This window comes from Pseudomonas sp., from assembly GCF_049300855.1.
GTDB lineage: Bacteria > Pseudomonadota > Gammaproteobacteria > Pseudomonadales > Pseudomonadaceae > Aquipseudomonas.
This window is the reverse complement of sequence record NZ_JBAQKH010000007.1, coordinates 66,331-83,165: the sequence shown is the minus strand read 5'-3', so window position 1 is coordinate 83,165 and position 16,835 is coordinate 66,331. Positions and strand designations below refer to the sequence as shown.

Here is a 16,835-nt window from a genome sequence, read left to right as displayed (position 1 = left end):
CGAAAGCGGTGTGTCATTCAGCACTACTGTGTCTGACTGAGCGCCTTCGCGAGCAAGCTCGCTCCCACAGGAGGCAAGGCGTCAACCTGGTTTCATAGGATTCACAATGAGCAATAACGCCTCTTTCACGCCGCCCAGCCTGTTGCTCAGCACCATCGGTCTGTCGCTGGCGACGTTCATGCAAGTGCTCGACACCACCATCGCCAACGTGGCGCTGCCGACCATCTCCGGCAACCTGGGGGTGAGTTCGGAGCAGGGCACCTGGGTGATTACCTCGTTTGCCGTGAGCAACGCGATTGCGCTGCCGCTGACCGGCTGGCTCAGCCGCCGTTTCGGTGAGGTGAAGCTGTTTTTGTGGGCCACCATCCTGTTCGTGCTGGCCTCGTTTCTCTGCGGTATCTCGACGTCGATGCCGGAGTTGATCGGCTTCCGCGTCCTGCAAGGGTTGGTCGCCGGGCCGCTGTATCCGATGACGCAAACCCTGTTGATCGCGGTCTATCCGCCGGCGAAGCGCGGCATGGCCCTGGCGTTATTGGCGATGGTCACGGTGGTCGCGCCGATTGCCGGGCCCATTCTCGGTGGCTGGATTACTGACAGTTACAGCTGGCCATGGATCTTCTTCATCAACGTGCCGATCGGCATTTTTGCGGTGATGGTGGTGCGCTCGCAACTGGCCAAACGTCCGGTGGAAACCAGCCGTCAGCCGATGGATTACGTCGGGCTGATCACCCTGATCATCGGCGTTGGCGCCTTGCAGGTGATCCTCGACAAGGGCAATGACCTGGACTGGTTCGAATCCAACTTCATCATCATCGGCGCTGCGATTTCGGTGATTGCGCTGGCGGTGTTCATCATCTGGGAAATGACCGACCAGCACCCGGTGGTCAATCTACGGTTGTTCGCGTACCGCAACTTCCGCATCGGCACGCTGGTGTTAGTGCTGGGTTACGCCGGGTTCTTCGGCATCAACCTGATCCTGCCGCAGTGGTTGCAGACGCAGATGGGCTACACCGCGACCTGGGCTGGTCTGGCCGTGGCGCCGATCGGCATTCTGCCGGTGCTGCTGTCGCCGTTTGTCGGCAAGTACGCACACAAGTTCGACCTGCGTTTGCTGGCCGGGCTGGCGTTTCTGGCGATTGGTCTGAGCTGCTTCATGCGCGCTGAATTCACTAGCGAAGTGGACTTCCAGCACATTGCCCTGGTGCAGTTGTTCATGGGCATTGGCGTGGCGCTGTTCTTCATGCCGACCTTGAGCATTCTGATGTCGGACTTGCCGCCGAGCCAGATTGCCGATGGTGCCGGTCTTGCGACATTCCTGCGGACGCTGGGCGGTAGCTTTGCGGCTTCGCTGACCACGTGGATCTGGATTCGCCGGGCTGATCAGCATCATGCGTATATGAGTGAGAGCATCAGCACTTATGAACCGGCCACGCGGGAAGCGCTGAATCAGTTGGGCGGGGCGAGCAACCCGGCGTATGCCCAACTCGATCATGTGCTGACCAGTCAGGCGTACATGCTCTCCACCGTGGATTACTTCACGTTGTTGGGCTGGGGGTTCATGGGGTTGATTCTGATTGTGTGGCTGGCGAAGCCGCCGTTTGCTGCCAAGGCAGGGCCGGCGGCTTCCGGGCACTAAGGTCAAAAGCCCCTCACCCTAGCCCTCTCCCAGAGGGAGAGGGGACTGACCGAGTTGATTGTTTGAGGTACACCGACTTGCGATACCGAGTCGAACTCAGGTTTGAACAGCATGAAGATCTGCTCCCTTTCCCCCTCGCACGTGGGGGAGGGGGGACTGACTGTGGTGGATGTTCGGGATACATCGACCTGACAGTCTTCAGTCGAACTCAGGTTTTGAACTGCATGCGGTCGGCTCCCTTTCCCCCTCGCCCCCTTGGGGGCGGTCCGACGTTTCGGGAGGGCTGGGGTGAGGGGGTAAAGCTTTTAGCCGTGCGGCAAAGCCAGCGGCGGGGCGAAATCGAACGGCGCCAAGGCATACCCGCTCTCATCCACCTGCAACGCCCAACCCTGACGATCCCAATCCCCCAGCACAATCCGCTTCGCCGCCTGCTCACCGAGCTGCAACTTGTGGATCGCCGGGCGATGAGTGTGCCCATGAATCAGGGTCTTCACGCCAAACGTCTGCATGATCCGCGGAATTTCCTCAGGCGTGACATCGACAATGTCATTGGCCTTCATCCGCGTCTGCGCACGGCTTTCACTGCGCAGTTTGCGCGCCAGTTTGTGGCGGCTGCTCAGCGGCAGATTGCGCAGGATAAACAGCGTGATCGGGTTACGCAGATAACGCCGCAGCTTCATATAGCCAACGTCGCGGGTGCAGAGACTGTCGCCGTGCATCAACAGCACCGGCTCGCCGTAAAACTGCACGACACTCGGATCCTTCAACAACGTACAGCCGGCCTGCTTGCAGAAGGCCTTGCCGAGCATGAAGTCGCGATTGCCGTGCATCAGAAAGATGGCCGTGCCGCTGTCGCTCAATTCGCGCAGGGCCTGGCAGATGGAACGCTGGAAGGGCGTCATGGCGTCGTCGCCAATCCACGCTTCGAAGAAGTCGCCAAGAATGTACAACGCACTCGCCGAGCGGGCGCGTCCGGCGAGCAAATCCAGAAACGCCCGGGTGATGTCCGGGCGTTCCTCTTCCAGATGCAAGTCTGAAATCAGCAATATCACGCTTCGATGATCTCGGCTTTCTCGATGATCACGTCGTCTGCTGGTACGTCCTGGTGGCCGGACTTGGAAGTGGTCGACACACCTTTGATCTTGTCGACAACGTCGGTGCCGGCGGTCACTTTACCGAATACCGCGTAGCCCCAGCCCTGAGTGTTCTTGCCGCTGTGGTTGAGGAAGGTGTTGTCGGCAACGTTGATGAAGAACTGCGCGGAAGCCGAATGCGGTTCCATGGTGCGGGCCATGGCAACGGTGTATTTCTCGTTGGAAAGACCGTTGTCAGCTTCGTTCTGGATGCTTGGGCGCTTGTCTTTCTTTTCTTTCATGCCTGGCTCGAAACCACCGCCCTGGATCATGAAGTTACCGATGACGCGGTGGAAAACGGTGTTTTCGTAGTGACCGGCTTTGACGTACTCGATGAAGTTGGCGACGGTGATCGGCGCCTTTTCAGCGTTCAGTTCGATGACGATGTCGCCATGATTGGTGGTCAATTTAACTTGAGTCATGATCGCTACTCTTTAATAGGAATTCGTGGTTGTGGGACCTTCCGCCCCGCAACCGGTTCAGCCCATCCGGGCCAAGGTGCGCAGTTTAGCGTGACAGGCGCGAATTTCGAGGCTGTTTTTCAATTCCCGGCGATTAAATGCAACCCTTTATAGGCCGTGCTCTGTCAGCCCCTTGACAGCATCGGCTATGATAGCGGCTTTGTTTTGTCTGGCCCCTCTGCGGCCGCGCACCTGTAAGTCAAGGATCCTATGAGCAAGCCCACTGTCGACCCTACCTCGAATGCCAAGTCCGGCCCTGCCGTGCCGGTCAATTTCCTGCGGCCGATCATCCAGGCAGACCTGGACTCGGGCAAGCACACGCAGATCGTCACCCGTTTCCCGCCTGAGCCCAACGGCTACCTGCACATCGGCCACGCCAAGTCGATCTGCGTGAACTTCGGCCTGGCCCAGGAGTTCGGCGGCGTCACGCACCTGCGTTTCGACGACACCAACCCGGCCAAGGAAGACCAGGAATACATCGACGCGATCGAAAGCGACGTCAAATGGCTGGGCTTCGAGTGGTCCGGCGAAGTGCGCTACGCCTCGCAGTATTTCGACCAGTTGCACGACTGGGCGGTCGAGCTGATCAAGGCCGGCAAAGCCTACGTTGACGACCTGACTCCGGAGCAGGCCAAGGAATACCGTGGCAGCCTGACCGAGCCGGGCAAAAACAGCCCGTTCCGCGACCGTTCGGTGGAAGAAAACCTCGACTGGTTTGCGCGCATGCGTGCCGGTGAGTTCGCCGATGGCGCCCGCGTGCTGCGCGCGAAGATCGACATGGCCTCGCCGAACATGAACCTGCGCGATCCGATCATGTATCGCATCCGTCACGCGCATCACCACCAGACCGGTGACAAGTGGTGCATCTACCCGAACTACGACTTCACCCACGGTCAGTCGGATGCCATCGAAGGCATCACCCACTCGATCTGCACCCTGGAGTTCGAAAGCCATCGTCCGCTGTACGAGTGGTTCCTCGACGCACTGCCAGTGCCGGCGCACCCGCGTCAGTACGAGTTCAGCCGTCTGAACCTCAACTACACCATCACCAGCAAGCGCAAGCTCAAGCAACTGGTCGATGAAAAGCACGTGCATGGCTGGGACGACCCGCGCATGTCCACGCTGTCGGGCTTCCGCCGCCGTGGCTACACGCCGAAATCGATCCGCAACTTCTGCGAAATGGTCGGTACCAACCGCTCCGACGGCGTGGTTGACTTCGGCATGCTCGAATTCAGCATCCGTGATGACCTCGACCACACCGCGCCGCGCGCCATGTGCGTGCTGCGTCCGCTGAAAGTGGTGATCACCAACTACCCGGAAGGCCAGGTCGAAAACCTCGAACTGCCGCGCCACCCGAAAGAAGACATGGGCGTGCGCGCGCTGCCGTTCGCTCGGGAAATCTACATCGACCGTGACGACTTCATGGAAGAGCCGCCAAAAGGTTACAAGCGCCTGGAGCCGGCCGGTGAAGTGCGTCTGCGCGGCAGCTACGTGATCCGTGCCGACGAAGCGATCAAGGACGCCGACGGCAACATCGTCGAGCTGCGTTGCTCCTACGACCCGGAAACCCTGGGCAAGAACCCTGAAGGCCGCAAGGTCAAAGGCGTGATCCACTGGGTGCCGGCTGCGGCCAGCGTCGAGTGCGAAGTGCGTCTGTACGATCGTCTGTTTCGTTCGGCCAACCCTGAGAAGGCTGAAGACAGCGCGAGTTTCCTCGACAACATCAACCCTGATTCGCTGCAGGTACTCACCGGTTGTCGTGCTGAGCCATCGCTAGGCAATGCACAGCCGGAAGACCGTTTCCAGTTCGAGCGCGAAGGCTACTTCGTTGCCGATTTGAAGGACTCGAAACCAGGTCAGCCGGTATTCAACCGTACCGTGACCCTGCGTGATTCGTGGGGCCAGTGATTCAGCGTCAAGGAAATTAAAAGTGCTGACGATTTACAACACGCTCACCAAGAGCAAAGAAGTCTTCAAACCGCTCGATGGCAACAATGTGCGCATGTACGTCTGCGGGATGACCGTGTACGACTACTGCCACATTGGCCACGGCCGCAGCATGGTCGCGTTCGACCTGGTGACCCGCTGGTTGCGGTTCAGCGGTTATAACCTGACGTACGTGCGCAACATCACCGACATCGAAGACAAGATCATCAATCGTGCCCGCGAAAACGGCGAGCCGTACGACGCGCTGACCGAGCGCATGATCACCGCGATGCACGAGGACGAGGCGCGCCTCAACATCCTCAAGCCGGACATGGAACCGCGTGCCACCGATCACATTCCGGGCATGCTGAGCATGATCCAGACCTTGATCGACAAGGGTTACGCCTACGCCCCGGGCAATGGCGACGTGTACTACCGCGTCGCCAAGTTCATGGGTTACGGCAAACTGTCGCGCAAGAAGATCGAAGACCTGCGCATCGGCGCGCGCATCGAAGTCGACGAAGCCAAGCAGGATCCGCTGGACTTCGTCCTGTGGAAAGCCACCAAACCGGGCGAGCCGAGCTGGGAATCGCCGTGGGGCGCCGGGCGTCCGGGCTGGCACATCGAGTGCTCGGTGATGTCCACCTGCTGCCTCGGTGAGACCTTCGACATTCATGGCGGCGGCAGCGACCTCGAGTTCCCGCACCACGAAAACGAAATCGCCCAGAGCGAAGCGGCCACCGGCAAGACCTACGCCAACGCGTGGATGCATTGCGGCATGATTCGCATCAATGGCGAGAAGATGTCCAAGTCCTTGAACAACTTCTTCACCATTCGCGACGTGCTGGAAAAGTACCACCCGGAAGTCGTGCGTTACCTGCTGGTGTCGAGCCACTACCGCAGCGCGATCAACTACTCGGAAGACAACCTCAAGGACGCCAAGGGCGCGCTTGAGCGTTTCTACCACGCGTTGAAAGGTTTGCCGACTGTGGCGCCGGCTGGCGGCGAAGCGTTTGTCGAGCGTTTCACCACGGTGATGAACGACGACTTCGGCACGCCGGAAGCGTGCGCGGTGCTGTTTGAGATGGTGCGTGAGATCAACCGTCTGCGTGAGAGCGATCTTGATGCGGCGGCGGGTCTGGCGGCACGTCTGAAAGAGCTGGCGAGCGTGTTGGGTGTGTTGCAGTTGGAGGCCGATGACTTCTTGCAGGCGGGCGCTGAAGGGCGTGTCGATGCGGCTGAGGTTGATGCGCTGATTGCCGCGCGTCTGGCGGCGCGGGCGGGTAAGGATTGGGCTGAGTCGGATCGGATTCGTGATCAGCTGACGGCGATGGGTGTTGTGCTGGAAGACGGCAAGGGTGGGACTACCTGGCGTCTGGCTGACTGAGATCAGGGACGCGGAGCGTGATGATCGTTCCCACGCTCTGCGTGGGAACGCCTCCTCGGACGCTCCGCGTTCGGCTTTGCAGGGACGCAGAGCGTCCCGGGCTGCATTCCCACGCGGAGCGTGGGAACGATCAACAAAACCCGCCTAGTGCGGGTTTTTGTTTGGCCGCGAGAAAAGCCCCTCACCCTAACCCTCCCGAAACGTCGGACCGCCCAGAGGGAGATGGAACCGATTGGGGAATGCTCAAGAAATACGCCGACCTGAGCGATTTTTGCCGAATCCATAATCAACTGGTTCTTACAGGTCGCTGCATTACGCCAGACACCTCGGTCGGCTCCCTCTCCCTCCGGGCGGTCCGACGTTTCGGGAGGGCTGGGGTGAGGGTTGCTTTTGACGTTCGCGTAGGTCTTGATGTCGGCAACGCGTTCGGCCGGATGCTGAGCGGCGACGATCATGTAAGGGAAACATCATGGCCAATCACTACCGCGAGCTGCTGACGACCCCCGGTGCCACCGGGTTAGTGCTCGCGAGCTCCATCGCCCGATTGCCGCAGGCAATGATCGGCATCGGCATCATCACCATGCTGGTTGAGCAAACCGGGGTTTACTGGCTGGCCGGCGCCGTGGCCGGTACGTTCACGTTGGCCAATGCACTGCTCGGCCCGCACATCTCCAGACTGGTCGACCAACATGGCCAGAGTCGCGTGCTGCCCGTCGTCACCGCGTTCAGCATTGCCATGCTGCTGGCGCTGATCACCGCCGTCTACTTGCGCGCGCCTGTCGCACTGCTGTTTGTGCTGGCGGCATTGGCGGGGACGATGCCGAGCATGCCGTCGATGATCCGCGCGCGATGGACGCAGTTGTTCCGGGGCAAACCGCAGTTGCACACGGCGTTCTCGCTGGACACGGTCCTCACCGAAATGGCCTACATCGTCGGCCCGCCATTGGCGATCGGTTTGAGCGTGAGTTTTTTTGCCGAGGCCGGGCCGCTGGTTGCGGTCGGGCTGCTGGCCGTCGGGGTCACGGCGTTTCTGCTACAACGCCAGACTGAGCCGAAGGTTGTCGTCGGCCACGCCAGCCATGGCGGCTCAACCCTGCTGATTTCCGGTGTACGCACCATTGTGCTGGCGCTGTTGGCGATGGGAGTCATTGGCGGAGCCATCGATGTCGCCGTCGTGGCGTTCGCCAATGCGCAGGGTTGGCCAGCATCCGCAACCTTCATCCTCGCCGCCTATGCGTTCGGTTCACTGGTGGCGGGCCTGACCTTCGGGGCGATGAGGGTTTCGCTGGCGATCGAAAAACAGTTCCTGATCGGGATTCTGGTCACGGCGTTCACCGGCGTGTTGCCGATTTTTGCAGCGGACGTTTATGTCTTGTCAGTCACGCTGTTTATTGCCGGGATTTCGTTTGCGCCGACGATGGTCGTGGTGATGAAGCTGGGGACGATCATCATCCCGCCATCGAGGATTACTGAAGGGCTGACGTGGATGACCACCGGCATCAGCATTGGCGTTGCGCTGGGCGGCATGCTGGCGGGGCTGGTTATTGATGCCTGGGGCGCACGGGCCGGGTTCGGCGTGGCGATTGGGGCAGGGGTAATGATGGTGGTGGTTGTGCTGATCGGGTTGCGCACATTGGCGGCGGCTTCGGTTGCGCATGTTGAGCCGGAATTTTCGCCCTCACCCTAGCCCTCTCCCCCAGGAGAGGGGACTGATTGGGGGATGTTCGAGAGATACACCGACCTGAACGTGCTGTGCCGAATCCATAATCAACACAGTCGTTCAGGTCGATGTCCAGCGCCAGACACCTCGGTCGGCTCCCTCTCCTGGGGGAGAGGGCTGGGGTGAGGGGACCGGGATTCACTCAACCTTCAATCTGCCGCAACCGCTTATAGAGCGTATTGCGGCTAACACCCAAACGTCGCGCCAGGTGCGAAATATTACCTCCGGAAGCCTTCAACTCCCGGTTCAAGGCTTCAACATCATTCAGATCCAGTCCCAACGGCGCCGCGCTCCCCACCGGTTCCATCTCCAGATCAACAAAAAAATCATCCGGCAAATGCTCCAGCCTCACCGGCTGCTCCTCAGCCATCGCCAACGCCACCTGCATCACACTGCTGACTTGCCGCAAATTCCCCGGCCACGGATGACGGCTGAACAGTTCCAGCACCTCCGGGCTCAACCCCGCCCACTGCGTCGGCTCGCGATGCTGCTCCCACAGTCGTTTAAACAACGCCTCCTTATCACTGCGCTCCCGCAGCGGCGGCAACTCCAGCGTCAATCCACCAATGCGGTAATACAAATCCTCACGAAACCGGCCCAACTGCACTTGTTCACGCAAAGAGCGGTTAGTCGCCGAGATAATCCGCAGATCCACCGGAAACAACTCGCTACTGCCCACCGGCTGCACACAACGCTCCTGCAACACCCGCAACAACCGCGCCTGCGTCGGCAGCGGCATATCGCCGATTTCATCAAGGAACAGCGTGCCTTTGTCCGCCTTGCGAATCAGGCCGATGCTGCCTTTCTGGTTTGCGCCGGTGAACGCGCCTTTCTCGTAACCGAATAACTCGGACTCGACCAGTTCGGCGGGGATCGCCGCGCAGTTGACGGCGATAAATGCCTGTTTGCTGCGCGAACTGGCCTGATGCAGGGCTTTGACGAAGACCTCTTTGCCGACCCCGGTTTCGCCGTGAATCAGCAGCGGAATGTCTTTCTCCAGTAAACGCTCAGCCTGCCGCACGGCTTTTTCCACGCGGCTGTCGCCGAAGTGCAGGGTGTTGAGACTGATGGCGGTGGGCGTGGCGGTTTTCGGTTCAGCAGCAAACACGCGCGGCTGAATCGACGCCTGCTTCGGCCGCTTCAACAAACACTGAAAACGATTACGCCCGGAGGTCTGCAAGGCAAACGGCAAGCCATCCGGCTGATTGATCAGCTCCAACAACGACACGTTGAACAGGCTCTCGACACTGACCCGTGACAAGCGCACGCCGAGCAGATTGTCGGCCCGACGATTGGCCGACAACACCTGACCGCTCTCATCAAAGATCAACAACCCGGCCCACTGACTGTCGAGGTTGTTCAACCCGGTATTGAAGGTCAGTTGAAAATGCTGGCCATGGAACAGGTTGAGGATCAACCGGTTCTCCACGGTCTGGCTCATCATCTTGACCATGCCCAAGGTGTGCGAGGGCGGCAGGTAGCTGTCGCTGGAGACATCGAGCACCGCGATGACCTTGCGCTCGGCATCGAAAATCGGCGCGGCGGAACCGGTCATGAAACGGTTGGCCTTGAGAAAGTGTTCATCGTGTTCGATGTGTACCGCTTGTTCGCACGCCAGCGCCGTGCCGATCGCATTGGTGCCGCTGGTGCGCTCGACCCAACTCGCCCCGGCCTGAAAACCTCGGGCCAGGGTCGGCTCGATAAAGCGCTGCGTGCCCCACGAGGTCAGCACCTGGCCCTGATTGTCGGCGAGCATGATCAGGCAGTTGGAGTTGCTGAGGATGTTTTCGTAATAGGGCAGGACTTCCTGGTGCGTGGTCTGCACCAGTGAGTGATGGCTGTCGAGCAACTGCGCGATGCCGGCGGCGGGCAATTGATCGAAGGCGGGCGTGCTCTGGTGGTCGAGCCCGAACGCGCGACAACGTTGCCAGGACGTCTGGACGATCGCATCGTGGGACAGTGGCGGGGCAGGTGCGGCCATGGCAGTGGGCCTCTGATGCAGCGATTTTTATTGTTGTTATGAACCCAAATCCTGAGAACAACACAGATCAACTGTGGGAGCGAGCTTGCTCGCGAAAGCGTCGTATCAGTCACCGAATCGGTTGAATGACACACTGCATTCGCGAGCAAGCTCGCTCCCACAGGATCTCCGGTGTTCACCGAAATGAGTTCATAGAGTGTTGTTCACTATTGTTCATTGTCAATCGCCCAACTGTTCAAATGTGTTCAGCAATGAACGCCCAATTCCCGCGCTTTCAACGATTTTCACGACAAATCAACCACTTGCCATTTCTGGCACGAAACTCGCTCCCGTGCACAGGTCGCTTGACTCCAATAATAAAAAGGCCGAGCCATGTCACTCACCCTGGAGCACGTCAGCCGTACCGTCGAGGGCCAGACCTGGATCGACGATGCGTGCCTGAAATTCGAACCCGGTTCGTTCAACGTTTTGCTCGGCCGCACGCTGTCCGGCAAAACCAGCCTCATGCGTTTAATGGCAGGTTTAGACAAGCCCGACAGCGGCCGCATCCTGATGAACGGCGTCGACGTCACTCAACGCCCGGTGCGCTTGCGCAACGTGTCGATGGTCTATCAGCAGTTCATCAATTACCCGACCATGACCGTGTTCGAGAACATCGCCTCGCCGTTGCGTCAGGCCGGTGTGTCCAAAGAAGTCATCCATAGCAAAGTGCAGGAAACCGCGAAGATGCTGCGCATCGAGAAGTTTCTGCAACGCTATCCGCTGGAACTCTCCGGTGGTCAACAGCAACGCACCGCCATGGCCCGTGCGCTGGTCAAGGACGCCGAGCTGATCCTCTTTGATGAGCCGCTGGTCAACCTCGACTACAAACTCCGCGAAGAGCTGCGTCAGGAAATGCGCGAGCTGTTCAAGGCGCGCCACACCATCGCCATTTACGCCACCACCGAGCCCAATGAAGCGCTGGCCCTCGGCGGCACCACGACGATTCTTCACGAAGGGCGGGTGATTCAGAGCGGCCCGTCGACCTCGGTGTACCACCAGCCGCAAACCGTGCTCGCTGCCGAATTGTTCTCCGAGCCGCCGATCAACCTGATGCCCGGGCGCATCGCCGGCAACGAAGTGAGTTTTGCCAACTTCGTACACTTCCCGTTGAACGTCGATCTGCGCCCGGTGGGCGAGGGCGAGTTCCGTTTCGGCGTGCGCCCCAGCCACATCTCGCTGGTGCCGAGCAACGATGACGATCTCGAACTGGCGGTCACCGTCGAAGTCGCCGAGATCAGCGGTTCGGAAACCTTCCTGCACGTGCGCAACGAGCATTTCCTGCTGGTGCTGCACCTGCCCGGCGTTCACGAATACGACGTCGATGCGCCGATCCGCATTTACATCCCGACCCACAAACTGTTTGTTTTCGATGCGCAAGGCCGGCTGGTGCAAGCACCGGGCCGGCGTGTCGCGAGGGTTGCCTGATGGCCGAAATCCGTTTGCAGCACCTCGCCCACAGCTATAGCAAAACCCCGAGTGGTGCGGAGGATTACGCGATCCGCGAGATGGATCACGTCTGGGAGCAGGGCGGTGCCTACGCCTTGCTCGGGCCGTCGGGTTGCGGCAAATCAACCTTGCTCAACATCATTTCCGGCCTGCTCAGCCCCTCGCAGGGTCACGTCTTGTTCGACGGCAAAGCGGTCAACGACCTGACCCCGGAGAAGCGCAACATCGCTCAGGTTTTCCAGTTTCCGGTGGTCTACGACACCATGACCGTGTTCGATAACCTCGCCTTCCCCCTGCGCAATCAGGGCATGGCCGAGGCGAAAGTGCACAGCAAGGTGCAGGAAATCGCCGAAGTCCTCGACCTGCAAAACCTGCTGAGCAAGAAGGCGCGCAACCTCACCGCTGACGAAAAACAGAAAGTCTCGATGGGCCGTGGTCTGGTCCGTGACGACGTTTCGGCGATCCTCTTCGACGAACCGCTGACGGTGATCGACCCGCACCTGAAGTGGAAACTGCGGCGCAAGCTCAAGCAGATCCACGAGCAGTTCAACATCACCATGGTCTACGTCACCCACGATCAACTGGAGGCTTCGACCTTCGCCGACAAGATTGCGGTGATGTACGGCGGCCAGATTGTGCAGTTCGGCACGCCACGGGAATTGTTCGAGCGGCCGAGCCACACCTTTGTCGGCTACTTCATCGGCAGCCCGGGGATGAACCTGATCGAAGTGCAGCCGCAACCCGGCGGTGTTGGTTTCGCCTCGACGCACTTGCCTTTGTCCGACGCCATGCAGCGACATATCGAGCACGGTCAGTGGAAAAATCTGAAGGTCGGCATCCGCCCCGAGTTCATTCACGTGTGGGACGAGCCGTTTGATGACGCGATGCAGGCCAGGGTTGTACACGTCGAAGACCTCGGCACCTACAAGATCATGACCCTCGACCTCGACGGTGCGCCGCTGAAGGTGCGCCTGGCCGAAGACAAACCGGTACCGCAGGGCACCGCGTACATCAGTTTTCCGGCGCAGTGGCTAATGGTTTATGCCGATGAGTTTCTGCTGGAAGCCGACGAAGAGGTGCAGCCATGAACAAGGTGCAGAACAACAAGGCCTGGTGGCTGGTGTTGCCGGTGTTCCTGCTGGTGGCGTTCAGTGCGGTGATCCCGATGATGACCGTGGTCAACTATTCGGTGCAGGACATCTTCGACCAGTCCAGTCGCTACTTCGTCGGTGCCGACTGGTACAAGCAGGTGTTGCTTGATCCGCGTTTGCATGACTCGTTGCTGCGTCAGTTCATCTACTCGGCGTGCGTGTTGTTGATTGAAATTCCGCTGGGCATTGCCGTTGCCCTGACCATGCCGACCAAGGGCCGCTGGTCATCGGTGGTGCTGATCATTCTGGCGATTCCGCTGCTGATCCCGTGGAACGTGGTTGGCACGATCTGGCAGATCTTCGGCCGTGCCGACATTGGTTTGCTCGGTTCCAGCCTCAATGCGCTGGGCATCAGTTACAACTACGCGGCCAACACCATGGACGCCTGGGTGACGGTGCTGGTGATGGACGTCTGGCACTGGACTTCACTGGTGGCGCTGCTGTGTTTCTCCGGTTTGCGCGCGATTCCCGACGTTTATTACCAGGCCGCGCGCATTGACCGCGCCTCGGCCTGGGCCGTGTTCCGACACATTCAGTTGCCCAAGCTGAAGAGCGTGCTGCTGATCGCGGTGATGCTGCGCTTCATGGACAGTTTCATGATTTACACCGAGCCGTTCGTGCTCACCGGCGGCGGGCCGGGCAACGCCACGACCTTCTTGAGTCAGACGTTGACGCAAATGGCGGTAGGGCAATTCGACCTCGGTCCGGCAGCGGCGTTTTCGCTGGTGTACTTCCTGATCATCCTGTTGGTGTCCTGGCTGTTCTACACCGCCATGACGCACTCCGACGCCAACCGCTGAGGCCCGGCCATGAGCAAAAGAAAGCTTATTCCGTTGCTGGTGTACATCCTGTTCCTGCTGGTGCCGATCTACTGGCTGTTGAACATGTCGTTCAAGAGCAACACCGAAATCCTCGGTGGGTTGACGTTGTTTCCGCAGGATTTCACCTGGCACAACTACAAGGTGATCTTTACTGATCCGAGTTGGTACAACGGTTATCTCAACTCGCTGTACTACGTCAGCCTGAACACGGTGATTTCGCTGAGCGTGGCGTTGCCGGCGGCCTATGCGTTTTCGCGTTATCGCTTCCTTGGTGACAAGCATCTGTTCTTCTGGCTGCTGACCAACCGCATGGCGCCGCCGGCGGTGTTTTTGCTGCCGTTCTTTCAGTTGTATTCATCGATTGGCCTGTTCGACACGCACATCGCCGTGGCCTTGGCGCACTGCCTGTTCAACGTGCCGTTGGCGGTGTGGATTCTCGAAGGCTTCATGTCTGGCGTGCCCAAGGAAATCGACGAAACCGCTTACATCGACGGCTACAGTTTCCCCAAGTTCTTCGTGAAGATTTTCATCCCGCTGATCGGCTCCGGCATTGGTGTCACTGCGTTTTTCTGCTTCATGTTTTCCTGGGTCGAACTGCTGCTCGCGCGCACGTTGACCTCGGTAAACGCCAAGCCGATTGCGGCGGTGATGACGCGCACGGTTTCAGCATCGGGTATCGATTGGGGCGTGCTGGCGGCGGCGGGGGTGTTGACCATTCTGCCGGGCATGCTAGTGATCTGGTTTGTTCGCAACCACGTGGCCAAGGGCTTTGCCCTCGGCCGGGTCTGAGGAGCTGATGATGGAATGGATGAGCTGGACCACCCCGACCGCGGGGTTCTTCATCGCCATTGGTCTGCTGCTGGTGGGCATGACCACCTGGGAATTGCGCTCGCCGAGCATCCTGCGGCGAGGTTTTCTGCCGATTGCCACCACCCGTGGCGATCGTTTGTTTATCGGTCTTCTCGGCAGCGCCTACCTGCATTTGCTGGTGATCGGCGCCACCGACTGGAGCATCTGGGTGGCGTCCGCGTTGTCCCTGGTGTGGCTGTTGGCTGTGATGCGTTGGGGCTAGTCGAGTCGTTCGGCAACGCGGCTCCACAACTTAAACAGGAGGTCTCTATGTTCGACAAAAACAATAAGCTGCGACATAGCATTTCATTGGCAGCCATGCTGGCACTCAGCGGTTTGAGCGCAGTCGCTTGGGCTGATGCCTACGAAGACGCGGCGAAAAAATGGATCGGCAGTGAATTCAAACCGTCGACCCTGACGGCTGAACAGCAGCTCGAAGAATTGAAGTGGTTCATCAAGGCCGCCGAGCCGTTTCGCGGTATGGAAATCAAGGTCGTTTCCGAGACCCTGACCACCCACGAATACGAGTCGAAAGTGCTGGCCAAGGCCTTCACCGAAATCACCGGGATCAAGCTCACCCACGACCTGCTGCAAGAAGGCGACGTGGTCGAGAAAATGCAGACGGTGATGCAGTCGGACAAGAATATTTATGACGGCTGGGTCAACGACTCGGACCTGATCGGTACGCACTTTCGCTACGGCAAGACCGAATCGATCACCGACCTGATGGCCAACGAAGGCAAGAACTTCACCTCGCCGACCCTCGACATCAAGGACTTCATTGGCATCTCGTTCACCACCGCGCCGGACGGCAAGATCTATCAACTGCCCGACCAGCAATTCGCCAACCTCTACTGGTTCCGTGCTGACTGGTTTGAGCGTGCCGATCTGAAAGCCAAGTTCAAGGAAAAGTACGGCTATGAATTGGGCGTGCCGGTGAACTGGTCGGCCTATGAAGACATCGCCAAATTCTTCAGCGAAGACGTCAAGGAAATCGACGGCAAGCGCGTTTACGGGCACATGGACTACGGCAAGAAAGACCCGTCGCTGGGCTGGCGCTTCACCGATGCCTGGTTCTCCATGGCCGGTGGCGGCGACAAGGGCCTGCCCAACGGTTTGCCAGTGGACGAGTGGGGGATTCGCGTCGAGGATTGCCACCCGGTGGGTTCCAGCGTGACCCGCGGCGGCGACACCAACGGCCCGGCGGCGGTATTCGCCACGCAGAAATACGTCGACTGGCTCAAGGCTTATGCCCCACCGGAAGCGGCGGGCATGACCTTCTCCGAGTCCGGTCCGGTGCCGTCGCAGGGCAACATCGCTCAGCAGATCTTCTGGTACACCGCGTTCACCGCCGACATGACCAAACCGGGCCTGCCGGTGGTCAACGCCGACGGCACGCCGAAATGGCGGATGGCGCCATCGCCGCGTGGGCCGTATTGGGAGGAGGGCATGAAGCTTGGGTATCAGGACGTGGGTTCGTGGACGTTCATGAAATCCACGCCTGAGAAACAGAAACTGGCGGCGTGGTTGTATGCGCAGTTCGTCACCTCGAAAACCGTGTCGCTGAAGAAAACCATCGTCGGCCTGACGCCGATTCGCGAGTCGGACATCAACTCGCAAGCGATGACCGACCTGGCGCCGAAACTCGGCGGCCTGGTCGAGTTCTACCGCAGCCCGGCCCGCGTGCAATGGACCCCGACCGGCACCAACGTGCCGGACTATCCGCGTCTGGCGCAACTGTGGTGGAGCCACATCGCCGAAGCGGCCAGTGGCGAGAAAACCCCGCAACAGGCACTCGATGGTTTGGCCAAGGATCAGGACGCGATCATGACGCGCCTGGAACGCTCCAAGGCCCAAGCGGTGTGCGCACCGAAAATGAACCCGGAACGCGACGCGCAATACTGGTTTGACCAACCGGGCGCACCGAAACCGAAACTGGCCAACGAGAAGCCGAAAGGCGAGACCGTGAGCTACAACGAACTGCTGAAATCGTGGGCGGATGCGCGCAAGTAACAGCTGAAATGTGAAAGGCGAACGGCACTGCAAGGTGCCGTTTTTTTTGCGCCTGATCTACCGCCATCGCTTGCAGGCAAGCTTCCACAGTTTTCTGTGATGTTCACAAACTCCGGGCACGCCGCATATCACTGTGGGAGCTGGCTTGCCAGCGATTCGATTTGACATTCAACATTGATATCGACCGACCCGCCGCCATCGTTGGCAAGCCAAGCTCCCACAGTTTTCTGTGATGTTCACAAACTCCGGGCACGCCGCAGATCACTGTG

13 protein-coding genes are annotated in these 16,835 nt (G+C 59.5%); 10 read left to right on the top strand and 3 right to left on the bottom strand.

All coding sequences use genetic code 11. The features are described 5' to 3' along the window. The first annotated feature begins 106 nt into the window (after window positions 1-106). Window positions 107-1,636 (top strand): DHA2 family efflux MFS transporter permease subunit, encoded by a 1,530-nt coding sequence (locus WA225_RS02030; RefSeq protein WP_422606665.1) that lies wholly within the window; start codon window positions 107-109, stop codon window positions 1,634-1,636. Window positions 1,637-1,941: 305 nt separating this feature from the next. Here WA225_RS02030 and lpxH read toward each other — a convergent pair whose 3' ends face one another. Together lpxH and WA225_RS02020 are read right to left on the bottom strand one after the other, a co-directional pair. After that, window positions 1,942-2,688 carry a UDP-2,3-diacylglucosamine diphosphatase gene (gene lpxH, locus WA225_RS02025; RefSeq protein WP_422606664.1) on the bottom strand — a complete coding sequence of 249 codons (747 nt, stop codon included), beginning with the start codon at window positions 2,686-2,688 and terminating at the stop codon, window positions 1,942-1,944. Then, window positions 2,685-3,191, bottom strand: a complete 507-nt coding sequence (locus tag WA225_RS02020; protein ID WP_422606663.1) for a peptidylprolyl isomerase — start codon at window positions 3,189-3,191, stop codon at window positions 2,685-2,687. The genes lpxH and WA225_RS02020 overlap by 4 nt, the downstream gene beginning before the upstream one ends. A gap of 249 nt (window positions 3,192-3,440) precedes the next feature. Between WA225_RS02020 and WA225_RS02015 the strand changes: the two genes are divergently transcribed. The 3 genes from WA225_RS02015 to WA225_RS02005 all read left to right on the top strand — a co-directional run bounded on the left by WA225_RS02015 (window position 3,441) and on the right by WA225_RS02005 (window position 8,230). Then, window positions 3,441-5,138, top strand: coding sequence for a glutamine--tRNA ligase/YqeY domain fusion protein (locus WA225_RS02015; protein WP_422606662.1), 1,698 nt, complete (start codon window positions 3,441-3,443; stop codon window positions 5,136-5,138). 22 nt (window positions 5,139-5,160) lie between these two features. Next, entirely contained in the window at window positions 5,161-6,543 is a 1,383-nt protein-coding gene (gene cysS / locus WA225_RS02010; protein WP_008082133.1) for a cysteine--tRNA ligase, read from the top strand. A 469-nt stretch (window positions 6,544-7,012) separates the two neighbouring features. Continuing rightward, a complete protein-coding gene (locus WA225_RS02005) occupies window positions 7,013-8,230 on the top strand; it encodes an MFS transporter (protein ID WP_422606661.1) in 1,218 nt (405 codons plus the stop codon). Window positions 8,231-8,405: 175 nt separating this feature from the next. Here the strand turns inward: WA225_RS02005 and WA225_RS02000 are convergent, their stop codons facing one another. Continuing rightward, window positions 8,406-10,244, bottom strand: coding sequence for a sigma-54-dependent Fis family transcriptional regulator (locus WA225_RS02000; RefSeq protein WP_422606660.1), 1,839 nt, complete (start codon window positions 10,242-10,244; stop codon window positions 8,406-8,408). A gap of 372 nt (window positions 10,245-10,616) precedes the next feature. Between WA225_RS02000 and WA225_RS01995 the strand changes: the two genes are divergently transcribed. The 6 genes from WA225_RS01995 to WA225_RS01970 are packed head-to-tail and all read left to right on the top strand — an operon-like array spanning window position 10,617 to window position 16,566. After that, window positions 10,617-11,711, top strand: a complete 1,095-nt coding sequence (locus tag WA225_RS01995; RefSeq protein WP_422606659.1) for an ABC transporter ATP-binding protein — start codon at window positions 10,617-10,619, stop codon at window positions 11,709-11,711. Next, window positions 11,711-12,820 carry an ABC transporter ATP-binding protein gene (locus tag WA225_RS01990; protein WP_064389296.1) on the top strand — a complete coding sequence of 370 codons (1,110 nt, stop codon included), beginning with the start codon at window positions 11,711-11,713 and terminating at the stop codon, window positions 12,818-12,820. The genes WA225_RS01995 and WA225_RS01990 overlap by 1 nt, the downstream gene beginning before the upstream one ends. Next, the gene (locus tag WA225_RS01985) at window positions 12,817-13,683 is read left to right on the top strand and encodes a carbohydrate ABC transporter permease (RefSeq protein ID WP_007961995.1); all 867 of its coding nucleotides are present in this window, start codon (window positions 12,817-12,819) and stop codon (window positions 13,681-13,683) included. Before WA225_RS01990 ends, WA225_RS01985 begins: the two co-directional genes overlap by 4 nt. 9 nt (window positions 13,684-13,692) lie before the next feature. After that, window positions 13,693-14,493 carry a carbohydrate ABC transporter permease gene (locus tag WA225_RS01980; protein WP_102357788.1) on the top strand — a complete coding sequence of 267 codons (801 nt, stop codon included), beginning with the start codon at window positions 13,693-13,695 and terminating at the stop codon, window positions 14,491-14,493. A gap of 10 nt (window positions 14,494-14,503) precedes the next feature. Continuing rightward, the gene (locus WA225_RS01975; RefSeq protein ID WP_103305295.1) at window positions 14,504-14,776 is read left to right on the top strand and encodes a DUF2160 domain-containing protein; all 273 of its coding nucleotides are present in this window, start codon (window positions 14,504-14,506) and stop codon (window positions 14,774-14,776) included. 47 nt (window positions 14,777-14,823) lie between these two features. Beyond that, complete coding sequence (locus WA225_RS01970) at window positions 14,824-16,566, top strand: ABC transporter substrate-binding protein (RefSeq protein WP_129392184.1); 1,743 nt, start codon at window positions 14,824-14,826, stop codon at window positions 16,564-16,566. Window positions 16,567-16,835: the final 269 nt, after the last annotated feature.

Bases quoted from the DNA above. Each gene is read 5' to 3' on its own strand.
- WA225_RS02030 (WP_422606665.1), top strand. From the start codon at position 107: ATGAGCAATAACGCCTCTTTCACGCCGCCCAGCCTGTTGCTCAGCACC.
- WA225_RS02020 (WP_422606663.1), bottom strand. From the start codon at position 3,191: ATGACTCAAGTTAAATTGACCACCAATCATGGCGACATCGTCATCGAA.
- WA225_RS02015 (WP_422606662.1), top strand. From the start codon at position 3,441: ATGAGCAAGCCCACTGTCGACCCTACCTCGAATGCCAAGTCCGGCCCT.
- WA225_RS02005 (WP_422606661.1), top strand. From the start codon at position 7,013: ATGGCCAATCACTACCGCGAGCTGCTGACGACCCCCGGTGCCACCGGG.
- WA225_RS02000 (WP_422606660.1), bottom strand. From the start codon at position 10,244: ATGGCCGCACCTGCCCCGCCACTGTCCCACGATGCGATCGTCCAGACG.
- WA225_RS01995 (WP_422606659.1), top strand. From the start codon at position 10,617: ATGTCACTCACCCTGGAGCACGTCAGCCGTACCGTCGAGGGCCAGACC.
- WA225_RS01990 (WP_064389296.1), top strand. From the start codon at position 11,711: ATGGCCGAAATCCGTTTGCAGCACCTCGCCCACAGCTATAGCAAAACC.
- WA225_RS01985 (WP_007961995.1), top strand. From the start codon at position 12,817: ATGAACAAGGTGCAGAACAACAAGGCCTGGTGGCTGGTGTTGCCGGTG.
- WA225_RS01980 (WP_102357788.1), top strand. From the start codon at position 13,693: ATGAGCAAAAGAAAGCTTATTCCGTTGCTGGTGTACATCCTGTTCCTG.
- WA225_RS01975 (WP_103305295.1), top strand. From the start codon at position 14,504: ATGGAATGGATGAGCTGGACCACCCCGACCGCGGGGTTCTTCATCGCC.
- WA225_RS01970 (WP_129392184.1), top strand. From the start codon at position 14,824: ATGTTCGACAAAAACAATAAGCTGCGACATAGCATTTCATTGGCAGCC.